Raw genomic sequence first — 19,035 nt, forward strand, 5'->3', positions numbered from 1 at the left:
CAGGAGGCCGACCGGTCTGTCTCCGAATGTCAACTCGAGTCCCGTTCACCGGGACAGAATCGGACTACGAGTAGGTAACTGACTAGTTTTAGCGGATGTTCACTGCGAGACTCGGTGTCCGAACCAGGGTGTTGGCAATCGCGCTCGTCCCGAGTCTGTCGCTCCTGGCGGTCGGTGTCGGGACCACGTCCTACCTGGTGTCGGAGTCCAACCGGACCCACGAGTGGGCGGTTCAGACGCAGGCCGCGCTGGCGGGCACCCGCGATCTGGTCGAGGGCGCGCAGGCCGAGCGGCTGGCCTCGATGGCCCGGCTCACCGGCGACAACGAAGCCGCCGCGGGCCTGGCGGCCGCGCGCGCGAAGCTGGACGGCTCGGTGCGCGCGCTGGAGTCGGCGAAGACCTCGCTCGGTGCGGTCGAGGACGACCTCGGCGATGTCGGCGGCATCGACGCCATGATGAAGTACCTCTCCCAGCTGCGCACCGCCATCGACGCCGGCCAGCTGCCCGCCGCGGACGCCTACAACTTCTTCAACCAGGTGATCGACGGCATCGTCCTCGGGTCGCAGATCTCCCAGACGCTCGCGCCGGACGCCGAGATCGGCGTCGAGCTGGCCGAGGCCATGCAGGTGCTGAAGTCGGCCGAGGCCATGTCGCGGGCGACCGCGCTCGCCGTGGCGCTGGAGTCCGGGCAGGAGACGCCCGCGGTCCCGGTCGAGGAGTTCGCCCGCCAGGTCGGCTACTACCGCATCGAGATCGGCAACCTGAGCCGGGACGTCGATCCCGAGCAGAAGGAGGTCGCCGCGGCGCTCACCAACAGCGTCTCCTGGCAGAAGCTGGACGTGGTGGAGAACGTCATCGGCTGGCGCGCGGTCACCCGCGCCGCCGCGGCGGCCGAGGGCGGCGCGAGCCCCTCGGCCCGCCCGGCCGCGCTGCCGCCGCTGCCCATGCCGAACGCCGAATGGCAGGCCGCCGCCGCGGACGTGAACCGGCAGCTCATCGACATGTGGATCGCGCAGAGCGCGCGCACCAACGGCCTCGCCGAGAACAAGGCCGACGAGGACTCGCAGAACGCGCTGCTCGCCGGCATCGGCGTCGGCACCATCAGCCTGCTCGCCATCGGCGTCTCGGTGCTGCTCGCCAACCGGATCATCCGCCGCCTCGAGCGGCTGCGCTCGGAGACGCTCACCCTGGCCGACGTCACGCTGCCGGAGATGATGCGCAAGCTGGAGAACAACGAGCCGGTCGACCCGGCCTCGGCGACCCCCCGGCTGGACTTCGGCACCGACGAGATCGGCGAGGTCGCCCAGGCCTTCGAGCACGCCGCCGGTGCGGCGGTCACCGCGGCGGTGGCCGAGGCCCGCACCCGCGAGGGCGTGAAGGCGGTCTTCCTGAACATCGCGCACCGCAGCCAGGTGGTGGTGCACCGGCAGCTGGAGATCCTGGACGAGGCCGAGCGCAAGCAGGAGGATCCGGCGCTGCTGGACACCCTGTTCCGCCTGGACCACCTCGCCACCCGCGAGCGCCGCAATGCCGAGAACCTGATCATTCTCGGCGGCGGGCAGGTCGGGCGGCAGTGGCGCAACCCGGTCGCCATGATCGATCTGGTGCGCTCCGCCGTCGGCGAGACACTGGACTACTCCCGGGTCCGGGTCGCGCGCATGCCCCAGGTGCACGTCCTCGGCGGCGTGGTCGCCGACCTCGTGCACCTGCTCGCCGAGCTGGTCGACAATGCCACCAGCTTCTCCCCGCCGCAGTCGCGGGTCGAGGTCACCGGCAATGTCGTCGGCCGCGGCGTGGTCGTGGAGATCGAGGACCAGGGCATGGGCATGACCACCGGCGACATCGTGCGCACCAACCAGATGATGGCCGACCCGCCGGACTTCGGCGTCGCCTCGCTCTCCGGTGATTCCCGGCTCGGGCTCTTCGTGGTCGCCCGGCTGGCGGCGCGGCACGACATCTCGGTCAAGCTCGTCGAGTCCGATTACGGCGGGATCAGGGCCATCGTGCTCATCCCGTCGGCACTGCTCGCGGGCGCGGTGCCGGACGGCCAGGCCACCAGTACGCCCGCCGTCGGCCGGCCGGCCCCGGTGGCCGCGCTGGAACCGCCGGCGCGGCACGCGGAGCCGGCGGCGAGCGCCCCGCTCCCGGCCGCCACGCTGGTCGCCGACCCACCGATGGAGACGCAGACCTTCCGCCCGCCGGTCGAGTCGCAGCCCTACCGGCCCCCGGAGGCGCCCGCCTACACCGGCGAGCGGCCGCGCCCGTACACCCCCGCGCCGACCCCGCCGCCGGTCTCGCAGCCCCCCGCCGCCCAGCCGCTGCTGCAGGACGGCAGGCCCGCGCTGCCGCGCCGCAACCGGCAGGCGAATCTGAACCCGCAGCTCGAACGCGACCCGGAGCCGACGACGCAGACCCGTGCGCCGGAACGCCCTCGGCTCACCGCGGAGCAGGCCCGAGATCTGATCTCGGCCATCGAGAACGGGACCCGACAGGGACGCAAGCCGCTCAGCGGTGACGCGTCCGGTAACGACAGACAGGAAGGCTGAGGTGAACTCTCCCAACCCCGGCGATCTCAACTGGCTTCTCGACGACCTCGTCGACCGACTGGCCGGTGTCCGGCACGTGGTGGTGCTCTCCACCGACGGCCTCCTGCTCGGTCGCTCGAACGCGCTCACCCAGGAGGACGCCGAGCACTTCGCCGCCATGTCGTCCACGCTCTACGGCCTGGCCCGCAGCGCCGGGGCCCGCTTCGAGGGTGGCGGAGTCCGCCAGGCCATGATCGAGCTCGACCGGGCCGTTCTGTTCGTGACCTCGGCGGGCAGCAACGCGTGTCTCGCGCTCCAGGCGAATGATTCCGCGAATCTCGGTATGGTCGCCTACGAGATGAACCTCACCGTCCAGCGGGTCGGCAACTACCTGTCGACCACACCGCGCCATCGATTGGCCGAGCTCTAGGACCGCGATGACACGACAGGGCGAGCACTGGTTCGACGAAGCGGCCGGTCCGCTGGTCCGCCCGTACGCACTCACTCGGGGTCGCACCATGGGTGCGGCCCACGACCTGGACATGCTGACGGTCGTGGTAGTCACCTACCCGGCCCCGGTCCTGCGCCGGGTCGAGCCCGAATACGCGGAAATCGTTCGCCTGTGCGCGGTTCCGCAGTCCGTGGCCGAGGTCTCTGCAACACTGAAGCTACCTCTGGCTGTGACGAAGATCCTCGTCGGTGATCTGATCAGCGAGAACCACCTGATCTTCCGGGCGCCGGTTCAAGCAGACGCCGGGCCCGGCGACATCAACATTTTGCGAGCGGTGCTGGATGGAATCCGAAGAATTTGACCCGAACCGGCAGGGCGCCGGCGTCCCCAACCTGGCGGCCTCCGTCAAGATCCTGATCGCGGGAGGGTTCGGCGTCGGCAAGACGACGATGGTCTCCGCGATCAGCGAGATCGCGCCGCTGCGCACCGAGGAGCTGATCACCGAGGTCAGCACCGGGGTGGACGATCTGTCCGGGGTGGAGCAGAAGTCGACCACCACGGTGGCGCTGGACTTCGGCCGCATCTCGATCGACCGGGATCTGGTGCTCTACCTGTTCGGCACGCCGGGGCAGGACCGATTCTGGTTCCTCTGGGACGAGCTGGCCCGCGGCGCGCTCGGCGCCGTCGTGCTGGCCGACACCCGCAGGCTGGGCAACTCGTTCGCGGCGATCGACTACTTCGAGCGCCGCGGGCTGCCCTTCATCGTCGGCGTGAACTGCTTCGACGGGGCGCCCAGCTACAGCGAGGACGAGGTGCGCGACGCGCTCGACCTGGATCCGGGCACCCCGGTGCTGCTCTGCGACGCGCGCTCACGGCAGTCGTCGAAGACGGTGCTGCTCACGCTCGTCGAGCACCTGATCGCGCGGGCGAACCGGGCCCCGGTCCCGGGCTGAGCGTTCGTCGCGTCGCGCGGGCCGCACGGCTGTGCCCGCCGCCGCGCGAGCCCGGCCTGCGCGGACCTGCCGGGTCAGAGCAGCCCGCCCCCGGCCGCCAGGTCGTCGAAGAGAAGCTGGTCGACCGGGGGCACCCGCGGCCGGTCGGCGTAGCCGAACCAGGCCACCTCGTCGATCTCCGCGCTGGCGGTGATGGTGCCGCGGTAGTCGGCGGTGTAGCAGGCCATCCGCACCAGCGCGGCGCCGTCGGGCGCCTCGTAGGTGCCGACGTGCCGCAGGCTCTCCGGCAGCAGCGCGACGGTGAGCTCCTCGGTGATCTCGCGCAGCAGCGTCTGCTCGTCGCTCTCCCCCGCCTCGCGCTTGCCGCCGGGCACGTAGAAGACGTCCTTGCCGCGTGGCCGCGCGCAGAGCACCCTGCCCTCGTGCACCCGCACCCACGCCACGGTGTCGATCAGTCTCCGCTCCGCCACCGGCGCAGCCTATCGGCCGCCGGCCGGTGCCGGTGGATCCGGGCGGCGGGGACGAATTCTCCCGCGCGCTCGAACAGCTCGCTTCGAAGCCCCCGGAATTCGGGGCACAGCTCTTATTCGGTGCCGCGGAATACAATTCCGCGGCTCCTCCGCTTCCGATGCGGCGGTTTTCCCGGGTACCATTTTCGCAGATCCACGGGGAGGCGGGTGGCGCACGATGGCGGAATCCGGCGGCGGCTGTACCGCACTGCGCGCTGAAATCGCCTCCTTCTACAGTGGTTTCGGCGAAGCGAACAGCTTGATGTCGGCATTCCGATCGGCGGCGCTGCTGATTCCGATCACCGCCGATGATCAGCTCGTGACCAGCAGGTTCGGCGGCATCGACTGGGTGTGCGCGTTCACCAGCGAACACGAATACGCGCGCTATGTGCTCAGCCGCGGTTACGACGACGCGACGACGTATCGGTACCACACCCTGCTCGGCGGGCGCGTCGCGGATTGGTTCGATTCCCGGGCCGCGCATCCGACCGGCGTCGTCGTCGATATCGCGGGCACGGCGCCGATGGCATTTCCACCCGAAATCCAGGAGGGGGCGGAGTAGGTGACGACCGTACAGGCCGATCCGGTCGCGCTGCAGCAGACCGCGCAGGGCATCACCGGCATGATCGGAGTGCTGACCGATCTCGGGATCAAGGAGACCGCCGCCTCCGGCCGCGGCTTCTCGCTGCTCACGATGGCGCCGCTGGAGGCGGGCAGTGCCGAGGTGCAGGAGAGCTTCGAGAACTACTGCTCGCGCTGGTCGTGGGGAGTGCGGTCCCTGGTGCAGGCGGGCAACGAGATCGCCGTGGCGCTCGGGCTGGCGGCCGGGCGTTACCACATGATGGAGTCCAAGACCTCCGACATGTTCAAGACCATGTGGACCCACACCATGGGCAACCCGCACCTCACCAGGGACGAGATCGAGCAGCGCTCCTGGGAGGAGACGCTCGCCGACAACCCGGTGAACCAGGTACTGAACGCCGACTACAGCCGCGAGTCCTTCGAGGACGCCGCCGTCACCGTGGATCGGAACTGGCGGGTGGTGCAGGAGGTGGGGCCGCAGGCCGCGGCGAACCTGTCCGTGCTCGGCAATCCGCTGCTGGTCCCGGTGGTCTCCGACGCCACCGGCGAGACCCCGGCCTGGGACACCGACGCCACCGAAAGGGCCGCCGAGATCATGGCACCCGAGACGCCGCAGGGGTGACCGCCGCGTGGGCTGGAATCCCATCGATGCCGCGGGCGATTTCGTCAACAACGCCGCGGAGGTCGTGGAAGGCGCCTGGGAGGAGGGCACCGAGACGCTCGGCGAACTCACCGACGACGCGCTCGACGTGCTCGCCGACGGCGCCGAACTCGTCGGGCTGGACGGCGCCGCCGAGGCGCTCGACGACTTCGGCGACCAGATCTCGTCCGCGCTCGGCGGCGAACTCGAGGAGCGGCAACTCGGCGAGACCAGCGACCCCAGGGAGCTGATCCGCGGCGAGCCGGAGACCATCGGCGAGACCGCGACCACGCTCGGCACCATGGCCGACGCGGTCGAGCAGACCGGGACCGGGCTGCGCTCCATCGACGCGGGCGACTGGACCGGCGAGGGCCGCGACGGCTTCGACGCCGCGTTCGACCCGCAGCCCGGGCTCTGGTTCGAGGCCGCCGACGCCTTCACCGACGCCACCGCCGCGCTCGTGGCGTGGGGCTACGCGGTGGAGACCGCGCAGCGGCTGGCCGCCGACGCCATCGCCGAGTGGGACGCGGCGATCGCCGAGGAGCGGAGCCGGAAGGAGTGGTGGAACGGGCTGCCCACCGACACCCGCGCCGTCACCCCGCTGGTCGACACCTGGTCGAGCCGGTACCGCGCGGCGCTGGACATCCTGCAGCGCGCCCGCACCGACCGCGATATCGCCGCCGAGCGCACCGGCTCGGCGATCGTGACCGCCATGGAGGCGGCGCCGACCGAGCCGCCGTTCACCTCCCGGATGGGCGCGAACATCGAGGACGGGTTCGATATCGCCAACTACGCCGGGCTCAGCTTCACCGACGGGCTGCTCACCGGCTTCACCGGCATCGTTCAGTTCGTCCGCCAGGTGAACCCGACCGACACCTACAACCTGACGCACCCCGCCGACTACATGGCGAATATGAGCACCATGGCGACCGGGCTCGTCGTGCTGGCGGCGGATCCGGCGGGGGCGGTGGACGCCATGCTCACCGAGGCGCGCGCCAATCCGTTCGAGTTCACCGGTGCGCTCACCAGCGAGCTGATCCTCAGCGCCGCCACGGGTGGGGCGGGGGCGGCACGGACGCCGCTCTCGCTGCTGAACCGGGTGCGGAGTGCGATTCCGGGGCGGGGGGTTCCGGAGCTGCCGGGGCCGGGGATCCGGCCGGGTGGGTTGCCGGATGGCGGGGGGCCGCCGCCGCGGGCCGGGTTCGGGGATCGGCGGCCGGGGTCTCCTTCAGCCGATTCCCCGCTCCCGGATTCGCGTTCACCGGATGGTGGTTCGGGGCCCGAGGGGCGGGCGGGCGCGCCGGAATCCGCTCGGCCGGAGTCGCCGGTCGAGGCGGGGCCGAGTGATCGGCCTGTTCGCTCCGAGCCGGAGGGGCAGGATCAGCCCGCCGATGCCGCTCCGGGTCTCGGTGACACCGGGTCGCCGCCCGATCGCTCCCCCGATGCCGATGCCGGTGGCGGCGGGCCGGATCCGCGGCCGGATCCGCCCGCGCAGCCGACGCCCGATCGTGGTGATGCCGGTGCCGGATCAGGGCCGGATCAGGGCGGGCGGGGTGATGATCCGCCCGATCCGGAGCCGGATACGTATACGCCGCCCGAGCGGCCGGATCCGCCCGAGCGGGTGGATCGCCCGGCGGATCGGGCGGACACGGAGGGTCCGGGTTCCGATGCGCCCCGCGCGGATCCCCCCGATTCCCCCGCCGCCCGTCCGGATTCGGATGGTCCGACGACCCGACCGGATGGGGACACCCCGGCCAGGGGTGATACGGATAGTCAGGCAGACGGACCTGATTCGGACGCGCCGGCGCGATCCGGCCCGGATTCCGATGGGACCCAGCCGGCTCCGGAGGGAACCTCCCGGCCGGACGCGGACGCACCGGCCAGGTCCGACCTCGGCGATCAGGTGACCCGTCCGGATCCGGACTCCGGCGCACCGGCACGAGCGGACGCGGATACCCGAACCACCCGATCCGACCCGGACACCACCGGCACCGCCCCGACAGCGGTGCACTCCCCCGCCACCACCGCCAACACCCCGCCCGCCGGCCGGCCGGACACCCCCAACACCCCGCACGCCGCCCGGCCGGACACCCCCAACACCACGCAACGCTCCCCGGTCGACCCGGATCCGCCACGCCGCCCCGACCCATCCCCCGCGCGCCCGGAGCCCGACCGCACCCCCCGAGCCGGCGCGGACCCCACCCCCCGCCGCCCCGACATCACCGCCGACAACCGGAACTCCCCTGCCGGATCCCGCCCCCCGACCGCCGATTCCCACGCTCCGCGCACGACTGATCCCGACAGCCCGCGCACCACCGATCCGGACGCCCCCCGCACCACCGATCCGGACGCCCCCCGCACCACCGATCCGGATACCCCCCGCACCACTGATCCCGATACTCCCCACGCAACGGAACCGGAACCCCCCGCCCGCGACACCCCGGGCGACCCGGTAACCCAGCGCGCCGCCGACGACGCCGACATCCCCGACAACGCCCGCTCCGGCGACCCCGCCGACAACCGCGACCCCTCGCAGACCACCGAGTGCGGCGACCCGGTGGACGTGGCCACCGGCGAATTCCTCCTCCCCACAGTCGATCTCGACCTCCCCGGCACACTCCCCCTCACCCTCACCCGCAGGCACCGCTCGAACTACCGCCACGGCCGCTGGTTCGGCACCTCCTGGTCCTCGACCTTCGACATGCGGCTGATCGTCGACACCGACGGCGTCACCGTCGTCGCCGAGGACGGCATGCTCCTCGCCTTTCCGCACCCCGCCCCGGACACCCCCGCTCGCCCCCGGCACGGCGGCTCCCGCTGGACCTGCAGCCGCGCCGAGACCGGCACCTACCGCGTCCACGACCCCGGCCGCGAGATCACCTGGCACTTCGCCCCCGAACCCACCCTCGCCGGTCTCGACGCCCGCCACGGCAACTACGCCGTCTCCGCCCGCACCGACCGCCACCGCAACCGCATCCGCTTCCACTACGCCCCCGACGGCGCCCCGGCCTGGGTGACGCACTCCGGCGGCTACCGCGTCCGCGTCGTCACCGACCCGGCGCTCGCCCGGATCACCGCCCTCACCGTCGAAGGCTCGGGCGACGGCTTCCCGGACGAGGTCGTGGTCCGCGAATTCGCCTACGAGGCAGGAAATCTGGTCGCCGAGACGAACAGCACCGGCGCGACGACCCGCTACACCTACGACGGCGAGACCCGCCTGCTGTCGTGGACGGATTCGCGCGGCACCGCCATGCGCAATGTCTACGACGAGCGCGGCCGCGTCGTCACCCAGCACGGCACCCACGGCATCCGCTCGGCCGCCTTCGCCTACCATGACTACCCGGACGGCACCGGCCACGCCACCGTGCACACCGACTCGCTCGGCGCCGTCACCACGTTCGGCTTCGATGCGGATCTGCGCCTGCGCGATCTGCGCGACCCGGTGGGCGGGCGCACCCGCATCGAGTACAACGCCGCGCGCGATCCGCTGGCCGTCACCGACCCGGACGGCGCCGTGACCCGCTACTTCTACACCGCGGGCGGCGATCCGGTGCGTGTGGTCCGCCCCGACGGCCGCTCCATCGACCTGGTCTACGCGGACCGCAACCGGCCGGTGCGGATCACCGGTCCGGATGGCGCGGTGCGGCAGCAGGAGTGGCACGCGGACGGCACCCTGGCCGCCACCATCGACCCGGCCGGCGCCCGCACGGAGTTCACCTACCACCCCGGCGGCGCGCTCGCGAGCGTCACCGCGGACGACGGCACCCGGACCGGCGTCGAGGTCGATGCCGCGGGGCTGCCGGTGGCCGTCACCGACCCGCTGGGCGCGGTCACCCGGGTCCGCCGGGATCGGTTCGGCCGCCCGGTCGAGGCCACCGACCCGCTCGGCCGCAGCACCCGCTACCGGTGGTCGGCCGAGGGCGCGCTGCTGTCCCGCACCGACCCCGGCGGCGCGGTGGAGTCGTGGGAGTACGACGGCGAGGGCGCTCTGCTGCGAGAGCGGAACCCGGCCGGTGGCAGCACCGAATTCAGCTACGGCAGCTGGGATCTGCGCACCGCCCGCACCGACCCCACCGGCGCCGTGACGCGCTATGGGTACGACTCGGAGGGCCGCCGCACCGCGATCGTCGACCCGCTGGGCCGGGCGTGGCGGTACCACTACGACCCGGCGGGCAGGCTCGCCGCGGAGACCGACTACAACGGTGCGGAGACGACCTACACCCGCACCGCGTCCGGCCGGATCGCCACCGCCACCCCCGCGACCGGCGACACCCGCAGCCACAGCTACGACGTCCTCGGCAGGCTCACCGGCATCCGCGCCGAGTCCGGGGCGTGGCGGCGCTACACCTACGACGACGCCGGGCGCATGCTCTCGGCGACCTCGGGGCACGGTGACGACCTCGGTCACACGCTGGAGTTCACGTACTCCGCGGCCGGGCACCCGGAGTCGGAGACGGTGGACGGCAGCCGGATCCGGCGGTCCGAGTACGACCGGCTCGGCCGCCGCGTGCGCGGTACCGACGCGAGCGGCGCGGAGACCCGGTGGAGCTACGACGGGGGCGGCAGGCCGAGCACCGTCGGCGCGGACGGCCGGGTGATCGGCTTCGCGTACGACGCGGCCGGGCAGCTCACCGCGTGGACGGTGGGCGAGGTCGCCGTCGCCCGCGCCTTCGACCCGGCCGGGCGGCTCACCGGGCAGACCGTCGTCGCGCACCCGGAGCCCCTGCTCGATCTCGGCGGGCCCCGCCCCGGCCCCCGGGAACTGCGCACCGATCGCTACACCTGGCGCGCCGACGACTACCCGCTCACCCACGAGACGAGCGGCGGTGGCGGACGGGTGCACCGCGAGTTCGAGCTGGACCCGGTGGGCCGGGTGACCGCGATCAGCCGGGACGCGAGCCCCGCCGAGCGCTACGGCTACGACGCGCTCGCCGATATCGTCGTCGCGGAGCGCGCGCCCGGCGCGGTGCGCCGCCGGGAGTACCGCGGCACGCTGCTGATCCGCGACGGCCGTACCCGCTACCACTACGACGCCGCCGGGCGGCTGATCCGCAAGGTGACGACGAGGCTCTCCCGCAAGCCCGACGTCTGGTTCTACCGCTACGACGGCTTCGACCAGCTCACCGACGTCTGGACCCCGGAGCGGCAGTGGTGGCACTACACCTACGACGCGCTCGGCCGCCGGACCACCAAGCAGCGGCTGGCCACCGACGGCACCGTGCTGGAGCACACCGGCTACCACTGGGACGGCACCCGGCTCACCGCGCAGACCACCGCGGACGCGGTCACCCGCTGGCACTACCATCCCGGCAGCCACACCCCGATCACCCAGACCACCGACCAGCCCGCGGTCGACCGCGAGTTCTTCGCCATCGTCACCGATCTCGTCGGCACCCCCACCGAACTGGTCGACCCCGCCACCGCCCGCACCGTCGCCACCGCCGACGCCGACCTGTGGGGCCGCACCCGCTGGACCGGCGCCGCCGCCACCCCGCTGCGCTTCCCCGGCCAAGTGCACGACCCCGAGACCGGGCTGCACTACAACCTGCACCGGGTCTACGACCCGGACACCGGGCGCTACCTCACCCCGGATCCGCTCGGCCTCGCCCCCGCCGCCAACCCCGCCACCTACCCGCACAATCCGCTGGTCTGGAGCGATCCACTCGGTCTGGCGCCACAGGCATGCGATCCGCGCAATCAGCCGGGAACGGCGACCGGCGGGGAGAATCTGCCCCACGTGCAGCCGGGCGAGCAATGGCTACGCGGAACGCACGGCAATGCCGGACGGATACCGGGGCAGATCGCCGATGTGCTGCGCGGGCAGCATTTCGAGAACTTCCGGGAATTCCGGGAAGCCTTCTGGCGGGCGGTCTCCGAACATCCGGAGCTGCGCGACCAATTCAACCCGCGCAACCAGACGCTGATGGCGCGCGGCAATACCCCCTTTGCCGCACAGACCCAGCGCGTCGGCGGAAACGGCCAGTACAACCTGCACCACATCGACCCGATCCACCATGGCGGCGGAGTGTACGACTTGGACAATCTGCTGGTGGTGACCCCGCTGTACCATTCACAGATTCTCGATCCGGATTTCCACTACAACCGTTGAGAAGGAACGTCATGGCCATGCTCGACCGCGGGCAGATGCTCGAACTCGTGACGAAACTGTGCGAGGGCCGGGGCACCGACGAGCAGCACCAGGAATGGCTCGACACCCTCGAGGCCGGGGTCGCCGATCCGCAGATCGGCGACTACATCTTCTGGGACGAGTCCGACCCGCCGCTGACCCCGGAACAGATCGTGGACAAGGCGCTGGCCTATCGGCCTATCGCCCTGGGCGGACCGGAGTAGCCACCGGTCCGGCGGATGCCAGCGCTGCCAGCGCCCGCTCCACATCGGCGGCGGTGTTGTAGAGGTGGAACGAGACCCGCAGCCCGCCGCCGCGCACGGAGGCGACCACGTTGTCGGCGGCCAGCGCCTCGGCGTACCCCTCCCCGCCCGGAACCGTGACGATCGGCGAATCACCGGGCACCGCATCCACTCCCAGCTCCGCGAGCCCGCGGCGGAACGCGGCGGCCAGGCTGCGGTCGTGCGCCCCGATCGCCGCCACCCCCAGCTCGTGCACCAGATCGAGCCCGGCGATGGAGGCGGTGACCCCACCCCAGTCGGGGGTGTCGTCGAGGCGGTTCGCGGTCGCCGCGAGCGGCCCGAACCGGTACATGTCGCCCCAGCGATCGGCCCCGGCGTACCAACCGGCACCGAGCGGGACGGCGCCCTCGGCGGCCTCGGGCCGGACGGCGAGCAGGCTCACCGAGCGCGCGCCGAGCAGCCATTTGAAGGTGGCACAGACCCAGTAGTCGGCGTCGGCGAAGCGCAGCGGGAGCCAGCCCGCGGCCTGGGTGGCGTCGAGCAGCAGGCGGGCGCCGTGCGCGTGCGCGGCGGCGCGCAGGGCGGCGGGGTCGACGGTGCGGCCGTCCGCGGACTGGGTGAGGCTCACCGCGATCAGCGCGGTCTCCGGCCGCACCTCGACGGCGAGCCGCTCCAGCGGCGCCGCGCGCACGGCGAGGTCGCCGCGGAAGCGGAACGGGTTCGACACCGACGCGAATTCGCCCTCGGCGACCAGCACTTCCGCGCCCGCGGGGAGTGCGGCGGCGACCCGGCCGATGAGCCCGGCGACGGTGCCGCCGATGGCGATATCGGCGGCGGTGGCGCCGGTGAGCAGCCGGGCGAAGCCGGCGCGCAGCTCCGGGACCAGGTCGTCGTAGCTGTTCGGGACGGTGCGGCCGGAGCTCCAGCCCGCCTGCACGGTCTCCAGCACGGCGCGGCCGCGGGCGGGGAGCAGCCCGTGCGAGGCGGTGTTCAGGTAGGTGACCTCCGGGGCGTACTCACCGGGAGCCAACGGATCGGCGGGCGTCATGATGCCCAGTGTCCGGGCCGGGCCGGACGCGGGTCCATAACCACCTGTGCGGCGCTGGCCCGATTTCGCCCGGTTCCCCGCGCACCCGGCGCCCCGCTGAACCCTCCTGAGGGCGCTCGTCGAAATATGCGCCGTCGCGGCGACCGGGAGTAGCGAGCCGCCGTGTGCCGCGGAGCTCGGGCCTCGCCGCGAGCTCGTGGCCGGCCTCCTCGGCGCGCGTCAGACCACCCGCGCGCGCAGCGTCGCGCCCGCGGCGCCGGACAGCCGCGCGGCGGCCGCGTTCAGCGCGCGCGCCGCAGGCGGTGTGCCGAACGGGCTGACGACGATGTCGTCACCGTCGCGCTCCCAGGTGCCGGTGACCCGCCCGCGCTCGACGAGCACCGGCGAGATCCACCCGCCCGGGCGGCTCACCGCGGCGCGGTGCGCGGCGGGCACCAGCGCGGTGTCGGTGGTGCCCGGCCCGAGCACGTACTGGTCGAAGCCGCCGAGCAGCAGCGGCCGGGTACGGGCGCCGCGGCGGCGAGCTCGTCCAGGTCGGCGGTGCGGGCGTAGCAACCTCGGCCGTCCACCTCGACCGGGGTGAGCACGTCACCGAGCTCGGCGAACCAGCGCCGGAGCACGGTCTTGCGCAGCGCGTTGCGGCTCAGCCAGGCATCGAAGGTCTCCGGCGCGGCCGGGCCGTAGGCGCCGAGGTAGGCGGGGATGAGGATGGCGGCGGCCGCGTCCGGCTCGGGCAGCCCCTGCCACCCGGTGACGGCCCGCGCGGGCGTGGTGAAGGTGACCCGGCTCCCCTGCGCCCGCCCGTGGCACAGAATGCCCTGCCAGGCCAGCGGCTTGAGCACCGCGCCCCAGCCGGAGCGCAGCTGTTCGTCCAGGTGCGCGAGCCCGGGCCGGGCGACCACGGCGGCCACCAGCTCCTCCCGGGAGAGCGCGGTATCGGCCAGGATCTCGGCGACCGCGGCGCCGAGCGCGGTGATCTGCTCCGGGGTCGCGCCGAAGTTGCGGGTCCACACCGGCTTCTCCCAGGTCCGCGTCGACGCCAGCAGCGCGAGCGCCGCGGCGGCCAGTTCGGGGGTGAGCACGTGCAGCGTCCCGCGCATGGCCCAGGTGCGCAGTGCCTTCCCTGCTCGGAGCGTGCCGGCGAGCGCGTCGGCGGCAGGCTCGGCGGAGCGCACGGCGACCGCGAGCTCGGCGGCGGAGGCGACCTGGGCCTGCACCCCGGCCAGCCGCCGCACGACCTCGAGCGCGGAGCCGGCGGGCTCGACGAGGAACTGCCTGCGCAGCCGCCACCCGAAGACCTGCTCGGCGCTCAGCCGCAGCGGCGCGCCGCTCACGGGAGCCCCGGCGTCCGGCGCGCCGCCAAGCCGCGCAGCGCGGCCCGCAGCCCGGCGCTCTGCTCGGCGCCGATCAGCTCGACGAAGTGGCTGAAGACCAGGTCGGCCCGGCCGCCTGCGCCGAGCGCGTCCGCCATCACCCTGGCGCTGTGTTCCTCGCGGGTGAGGGTGGGCCAGTACCGGTACGCCTTGCCCGCGCGCTCCCTGGCCAGCCAGCCCTTGCGGTGCAGGTTGTCCATGGTGGACATGACCGTGGTGTAGGCGATGTCGCGCTCGCGGGCGAGCTCCTCGTGGATCTCCCGCACCGTGGTCGAATCGGTATCCCGATCCCAGAGCCGATCCATGACGACCGCCTCCAGCTCGCCGAGACCCCGCACCGCTGTCTCCTCCCGCCGGGCCGCTCCGATGCCGGCTCAGCGTACCGGGCAGCGGCACCGGTTCAGCCCGGATACCGGACATCAGACCACTCAGTATGCGAACATATGTTCGTGTCCGGTGACGGCGGTACTCCCCCCGCGGCGCCCCGGCAGCGGATCGGCACCCGCGCCGAGGCGTCGATCCTGCACGCGGACCTGGATTCCTTCTACGCCTCGGTGGAGCAGCGCGACGACCCCGCGCTGCGCGGCAGACCGGTGATCGTGGGCGGCGGGGTGGTACTCGCCGCCAGCTACGAGGCCAAGGCGCGCGGCATCCGGACCCCGATGGGCGGCGCGCAGGCGCGCAGGCTCTGCCCCGAGGCGATCACCGTGCCGCCGCGGATGGCGGCCTACGCCGAGGCCAGCAGGCGGGTGTTCGAGATCTTCCACGACACCACGCCGGTGGTCGAGGGCATCTCGATCGACGAGGCGTTCCTCGACGTCGGCGGATTGCGCCGGATCGCGGGCGAGCCGGTCGGCATCGCGCGGCGGCTGCGGGCCAGGGTGGCGGACGAGGTGGGGCTGCCGATCTCGGTGGGGATCGCGCGCACCAAGTTCCTGGCGAAGGTGGCGAGCGCGGTCGCCAAGCCGGACGGGCTGCGCGAGGTGCCGCCCGGCACCGAGCTCGAGTTCCTGCACCCGCTGCCGGTCACCCGGCTCTGGGGCGTGGGCGAGGTGACCGCCCGCACGCTGCGCAAGCACCGCATCACCCGGGTGGGCGACCTGGCCGAGCTCGGCGAGCGCGGGCTGCGCGGCATTCTCGGCCCCGCCGCGGCCCGCCACCTGCACGCGCTGTCCATGGCACGTGACCCGCGCCGGGTCGAGACCGGCCGCAGGCGCCGCTCGATCGGGGCGCAGCGCGCGCTCGGCTCCCGCCCGCGCCCGCCCGAGGAGATCGAGGCCTACCTGCACGGCCTCATCGATCGGCTGGGCCGCAGGCTGCGCGGGGCGAACCGGGTGTGCCGGACGGTGGTGCTCCGGCTCCGCTTCGCCGATTTCACCCGCGCCACCCGCTCGCACACCCTGCCCGCGGCCACCGACGACGGCGCGGTGCTGCTGCACGCGGCCCGGCTGCTGCTGCACGCCGCCGCCCCGCTCATCGCCGACCGCGGCCTCACCCTCGTCGGCCTCGCGCTCACCAACCTCGGCGACGCCGAGACCGTGCAGCTCGCGCTGCCCTTGGAACCCCGTGCCGGGCACACCCTGGACGCCACCCTGGACGACCTGCGCCGCCGCTTCGGCAGCGCCGCCGTCACCAGGGCGGCGCTGCTGCACCGCGGCGAGGGGGTCTCGGTGCCGATCCTGCCGGACTAGAGCCGCTCGACGACGGTGGCGGCGGCCGGTCGGCGGCGAGGTCGTGCCGCCGGACCAGCGGAGCCGATGCCTCGTTGCCGCCGGGCGGAAGGGTGCTCAGGACTGGTGCGGGGAGTCGAAGGTGCAGACCCGGCCGCCGAGCAGGAGCTGGGTGCCCGGCGCGAGCGTCATGGGGTGGCCGGGGACCGCGCGGGTCCACTCGTGGCGCCCGGCGGCGCGCAGGTGGGTGCCGTTGGTGGAGCCGCCGTCGACCACGGTGACGTCCCAGTCCACGAGCCGGATCTCGGCGTGCGCCCGGGACATGCCGCCGGAGGGGTCGGCGATCCGGATGGGCCGTGCGCCGCGCGCCACGGCCTCGTGGTGCTCGGGTTCGCGGCCGAGCACCAGGTCGCCGTCGAGCACCAGGGTCTGGCCGTCGTCGAGCAGCAGGATGCCGAGCGGGGGGCGCAGGCCGTCGGTGAGGGTGCGGCCGGGGTGGTGCATGGAGAGGCCGCACACCGCGCAGTAGGAGACCCGGGGATCGTTGAGGTGGCGGCGCGGGCACGGGAAGCCCTGCACCACGACGCCGCCGATCCGGTCGGCGGTCGGCGCGGGAGGAGCGGGGTTGCGCACCGCGTCGGCGGCGCTCGGGACGACGGTGTCCTCCAGGTCGGCGGCGATCACGGGGCGCGGGGCGGTGGTGCGGCGGGGGTCACGGGGTGGCTCCGGGCGCCCGTCCGGGGCATTCGCGGGTTCCCGGTCCGTGCCGGTACCGCGCGCCGGCGCGGCGGCTTCCGCTGACAGCAGTGCGCCCGCGCCGGTGTCACGCGGCGGGGCGGCGACGTCGAGGGCGCGCCGCTTGTCCAGCACCACACCGGTGCGGTGCCGCGTCTCGCTGGGCCGGAGCAGCGCGGGGCCGTGCCCGTCGCCGTCGGTCCACAGCACCGCGGCGGCCCCGGGGACGGTGCCGCCGCTCAGCCCGAACACTCCGCGCACCGGCAGGTTCTCGACCTCCCGCTCGGGCCCGTCGACGTAGAGCCCGATGCCGACCGCAGGCACCGGGGTGATCAGCCGGTCGACGGTGAACCCGGCATCGCGGCCGCGCAGGATCTCGGTGTGCCGCTCGGCGTCGAGCACCGCGCGCACCCCGCCGTGCAGGAATACCGCGACCCCGGCGCCGACCGGGGTGAGCACCCCGAACTCGACGCTCTCCTCGTCGGCGAGGCCCATGAGCCAGGTGGTGGCGAGCCGCGCGAAGGCGCGGCCGGGATTCTCCGGATCCTCGGCGGCCGCGGCGGTGACCAGCTCCAGCACGGCGTTCGTGTGCCGCCAGGCCCGGGAGATCGCGGTCACCGGCGTCTCCGCGCGGTGCGCGACCACCGCGACCACGCCGTCCGCGACGGCCACGATGTGCCGCCCCGGCACCACCTCCACCTGCGCGGTTCCCGGGAGGCCCCGCATGCGCGCCCCCTCGCCGACGACGGTCCGGCGGTGCCGGAGCTGTTCTGGGGCAAATGCTAGAGCACCGGCGGGGTTCGCACCCGGCGCGCTGGGCGATCCGGGCGAACCTGCCACGCGCCCGGGGTCCGCGGACGTACCATTCCGGCGTGGTCGATACCGCTCGCCCGCTTCGGGTCCTGGTCTACAGCAACGATGCCGACACCCGGCAACAGGTGATCACGGCTGTCGGGCGGCGGCCCTCCGGCGAGCTACCCGAGTTCGAGTATCTCGAGGTCGCCACCGGGCCCGTCGTGCTCGAGCGGGTCGATGCCGGTGCGGTGGATCTGGCCATTCTCGACGGTGAATCGGCGCCGACCGGGGGGCTCGGGCTGGCCAAGCAGCTCAAGGACGAGGTCGCGGAGTGCCCGCCGGTGCTCGTGCTCACCGGGCGGGCGGACGATGCGTGGCTGGCGACGTGGTCGCGGGCCGAGGCGGCGGTGCCGCATCCCATCGATGCGTTCCGGTTGGTCGATGCCATCGTCGCGGTGCTGCGGGGGCGCAACGCCGCGTGACGCGTGCGGCGCGCTCGACGTAATCGTCCGGTACCGAGTCCGGTCGCGCCGCCGCCCGGGTCACCTGATTCGCGCCCGTGACGAGGTGGCGCGCGTCCACCGGGTCCGCCCGCGCCGCAGCGCGCGAGGTCGTGCGCCAGCGAACGCCTAGCGATCCATTCATGCGTGATCGACATGACTCCGTCGCCGTGGGCGATGACCGGCGGACCCGCCGTATCCGTCGATGACGATCACGCCCCCACCTTGCGGAGCACGAAACATTACCCCCGGACTGCTCATGAATCGCAGTCCCGAATTCGATCAAACCGCACCCCGCGAACCGGACCCGGCACCGCACCCCGGTTGTACTCTGTGCCCTAGCTCACAGAGACGTGGTGCCCCGCATAGCGGGCGAGCCCGGCAGCCCCCGGACCCGGCCCCTCGGGTTGGCGCGCCCCCGAGCCGCCGGGCGGTTCACCCCGCCGACCCCAGCTCTCGAGGAGGGGAAGTGCCGTCGTGAACACCGAATTGCCCGCCCTGATTCTCGGCGGCCTCGCCGCAGGCTTCGCCGTCTTCTCCATCGCGCTCGCCGCCGTGATCGGCCCCAAGCGCTACAACCGGGCCAAGCTGGAGCCGTACGAGTGCGGGATCGAGCCGACCCCGCACGCCGTCGGCGGCGGCCCGGGAAACGCGGCGGGGCAGCGGTTTCCGGTGAAGTACTACCTGACCGCCATGCTCTTCATCATTTTCGACATCGAGATCGTCTTCCTCTACCCGTGGGCGGTGCACTTCGACGCGCTCGGGGTGTTCGGGCTCGCGGCGATGGCGCTGTTCGTGCTGAACGTCTCGGTGGCCTACGCCTACGAATGGCGCCGCGGCGGGCTCAGCTGGGACTGAGCGGCGCACCCGACAACCGAGGACACA

At 73.2% G+C, this 19,035-nt stretch carries 15 protein-coding genes and 1 pseudogene; 11 read left to right on the top strand and 5 right to left on the bottom strand.

Annotated features, from left to right (window positions below):
- Window positions 1-95 precede the first annotated feature (95 nt).
- From NH2_RS09940 to NH2_RS09955, 4 genes are read left to right on the top strand one after another with little or no spacing between them, the layout of a single operon-like run.
- Window positions 96-2,546 carry a sensor histidine kinase gene (locus tag NH2_RS09940; RefSeq protein ID WP_067651590.1) on the top strand — a complete coding sequence of 817 codons (2,451 nt, stop codon included), beginning with the start codon at window positions 96-98 and terminating at the stop codon, window positions 2,544-2,546.
- Window position 2,547: 1 nt separating this feature from the next.
- The gene (locus tag NH2_RS09945) at window positions 2,548-2,955 is read left to right on the top strand and encodes a roadblock/LC7 domain-containing protein (RefSeq protein WP_067651593.1); all 408 of its coding nucleotides are present in this window, start codon (window positions 2,548-2,550) and stop codon (window positions 2,953-2,955) included.
- A 7-nt stretch (window positions 2,956-2,962) separates the two neighbouring features.
- The gene (locus NH2_RS09950) at window positions 2,963-3,337 is read left to right on the top strand and encodes a DUF742 domain-containing protein (RefSeq protein WP_067651594.1); all 375 of its coding nucleotides are present in this window, start codon (window positions 2,963-2,965) and stop codon (window positions 3,335-3,337) included.
- On the top strand, window positions 3,318-3,929 hold the full coding sequence (locus NH2_RS09955; RefSeq protein ID WP_067651598.1) for a GTP-binding protein: 612 nt from the start codon (window positions 3,318-3,320) through the stop codon (window positions 3,927-3,929). The genes NH2_RS09950 and NH2_RS09955 overlap by 20 nt, the downstream gene beginning before the upstream one ends.
- A 74-nt stretch (window positions 3,930-4,003) precedes the next feature.
- On the opposite strand, the gene NH2_RS09960 is transcribed toward NH2_RS09955, so the two are convergent.
- On the bottom strand, window positions 4,004-4,399 hold the full coding sequence (locus tag NH2_RS09960; protein WP_174552815.1) for an NUDIX hydrolase: 396 nt from the start codon (window positions 4,397-4,399) through the stop codon (window positions 4,004-4,006).
- Window positions 4,400-4,616: 217 nt separating this feature from the next.
- Here NH2_RS09960 and NH2_RS09965 point away from each other — a divergent pair, with 217 nt between their 5' ends.
- The 4 genes from NH2_RS09965 to NH2_RS09980 are packed head-to-tail and all read left to right on the top strand — an operon-like array spanning window position 4,617 to window position 12,011.
- The gene (locus NH2_RS09965; protein ID WP_067651601.1) at window positions 4,617-5,000 is read left to right on the top strand and encodes a hypothetical protein; all 384 of its coding nucleotides are present in this window, start codon (window positions 4,617-4,619) and stop codon (window positions 4,998-5,000) included.
- Complete coding sequence (locus tag NH2_RS09970; protein ID WP_067651605.1) at window positions 5,001-5,642, top strand: hypothetical protein; 642 nt, start codon at window positions 5,001-5,003, stop codon at window positions 5,640-5,642.
- Window positions 5,643-5,649: 7 nt separating this feature from the next.
- Window positions 5,650-11,769: a putative T7SS-secreted protein gene (locus NH2_RS30145; RefSeq protein ID WP_067651608.1), complete on the top strand. Its 6,120-nt coding sequence runs from the start codon at window positions 5,650-5,652 to the stop codon at window positions 11,767-11,769.
- An 11-nt stretch (window positions 11,770-11,780) separates the two neighbouring features.
- Window positions 11,781-12,011 carry a bacteriocin immunity protein gene (locus NH2_RS09980; RefSeq protein ID WP_067651612.1) on the top strand — a complete coding sequence of 77 codons (231 nt, stop codon included), beginning with the start codon at window positions 11,781-11,783 and terminating at the stop codon, window positions 12,009-12,011.
- Here NH2_RS09980 and NH2_RS09985 read toward each other — a convergent pair.
- The 3 genes and pseudogenes from NH2_RS09985 to NH2_RS09995 form a co-directional block, all read right to left on the bottom strand.
- A complete protein-coding gene (locus tag NH2_RS09985; RefSeq protein WP_067651615.1) occupies window positions 11,986-13,077 on the bottom strand; it encodes an aminotransferase class V-fold PLP-dependent enzyme in 1,092 nt (363 codons plus the stop codon). The genes NH2_RS09980 and NH2_RS09985 overlap by 26 nt on opposite strands.
- A gap of 219 nt (window positions 13,078-13,296) precedes the next feature.
- Window positions 13,297-14,411, bottom strand: a pseudogene (locus NH2_RS09990) (winged helix DNA-binding domain-containing protein).
- Entirely contained in the window at window positions 14,408-14,755 is a 348-nt protein-coding gene (locus tag NH2_RS09995) for a BlaI/MecI/CopY family transcriptional regulator (RefSeq protein WP_067652537.1), read from the bottom strand. The pseudogene NH2_RS09990 and the gene NH2_RS09995 overlap by 4 nt, the downstream one beginning before the upstream one ends.
- Window positions 14,756-14,893: 138 nt before the next feature.
- Here NH2_RS09995 and dinB point away from each other — a divergent pair, with 138 nt between their 5' ends.
- Window positions 14,894-16,141, top strand: coding sequence for a DNA polymerase IV (gene dinB, locus NH2_RS10000; protein ID WP_067651617.1), 1,248 nt, complete (start codon window positions 14,894-14,896; stop codon window positions 16,139-16,141).
- Between the two features lie 96 nt (window positions 16,142-16,237).
- On the opposite strand, the gene NH2_RS10005 is transcribed toward dinB, so the two are convergent.
- On the bottom strand, window positions 16,238-17,581 hold the full coding sequence (locus NH2_RS10005; protein WP_067651620.1) for an FHA domain-containing protein: 1,344 nt from the start codon (window positions 17,579-17,581) through the stop codon (window positions 16,238-16,240).
- A gap of 146 nt (window positions 17,582-17,727) precedes the next feature.
- Between NH2_RS10005 and NH2_RS10010 the strand changes: the two genes are divergently transcribed.
- Together NH2_RS10010 and NH2_RS10015 are read left to right on the top strand one after the other, a co-directional pair.
- The gene (locus NH2_RS10010) at window positions 17,728-18,132 is read left to right on the top strand and encodes an Rv3143 family two-component system response regulator (protein WP_067651624.1); all 405 of its coding nucleotides are present in this window, start codon (window positions 17,728-17,730) and stop codon (window positions 18,130-18,132) included.
- A 495-nt stretch (window positions 18,133-18,627) separates the two neighbouring features.
- A complete protein-coding gene (locus tag NH2_RS10015) occupies window positions 18,628-19,008 on the top strand; it encodes an NADH-quinone oxidoreductase subunit A (RefSeq protein ID WP_067651631.1) in 381 nt (126 codons plus the stop codon).
- The last annotated feature ends 27 nt before the right edge of the window (window positions 19,009-19,035 follow it).

It is taken from the genome of Nocardia harenae NBRC 108248 (assembly GCF_001612885.1).
GTDB lineage: Bacteria > Actinomycetota > Actinomycetes > Mycobacteriales > Mycobacteriaceae > Nocardia > Nocardia harenae.

Coding starts and splice junctions, on each gene's coding strand:
- NH2_RS09940 (WP_067651590.1), top strand. CDS start 96: ATGTTCACTGCGAGACTCGGTGTCCGAACCAGGGTGTTGGCAATCGCG.
- NH2_RS09950 (WP_067651594.1), top strand. CDS start 2,963: ATGACACGACAGGGCGAGCACTGGTTCGACGAAGCGGCCGGTCCGCTG.
- NH2_RS09955 (WP_067651598.1), top strand. CDS start 3,318: ATGGAATCCGAAGAATTTGACCCGAACCGGCAGGGCGCCGGCGTCCCC.
- NH2_RS09965 (WP_067651601.1), top strand. CDS start 4,617: ATGGCGGAATCCGGCGGCGGCTGTACCGCACTGCGCGCTGAAATCGCC.
- NH2_RS09980 (WP_067651612.1), top strand. CDS start 11,781: ATGGCCATGCTCGACCGCGGGCAGATGCTCGAACTCGTGACGAAACTG.
- NH2_RS09985 (WP_067651615.1), bottom strand. CDS start 13,077: ATGACGCCCGCCGATCCGTTGGCTCCCGGTGAGTACGCCCCGGAGGTC.
- NH2_RS09995 (WP_067652537.1), bottom strand. CDS start 14,755: ATGGATCGGCTCTGGGATCGGGATACCGATTCGACCACGGTGCGGGAG.
- dinB (WP_067651617.1), top strand. CDS start 14,894: ATGTTCGTGTCCGGTGACGGCGGTACTCCCCCCGCGGCGCCCCGGCAG.
- NH2_RS10005 (WP_067651620.1), bottom strand. CDS start 17,581: ATGCGGGGCCTCCCGGGAACCGCGCAGGTGGAGGTGGTGCCGGGGCGG.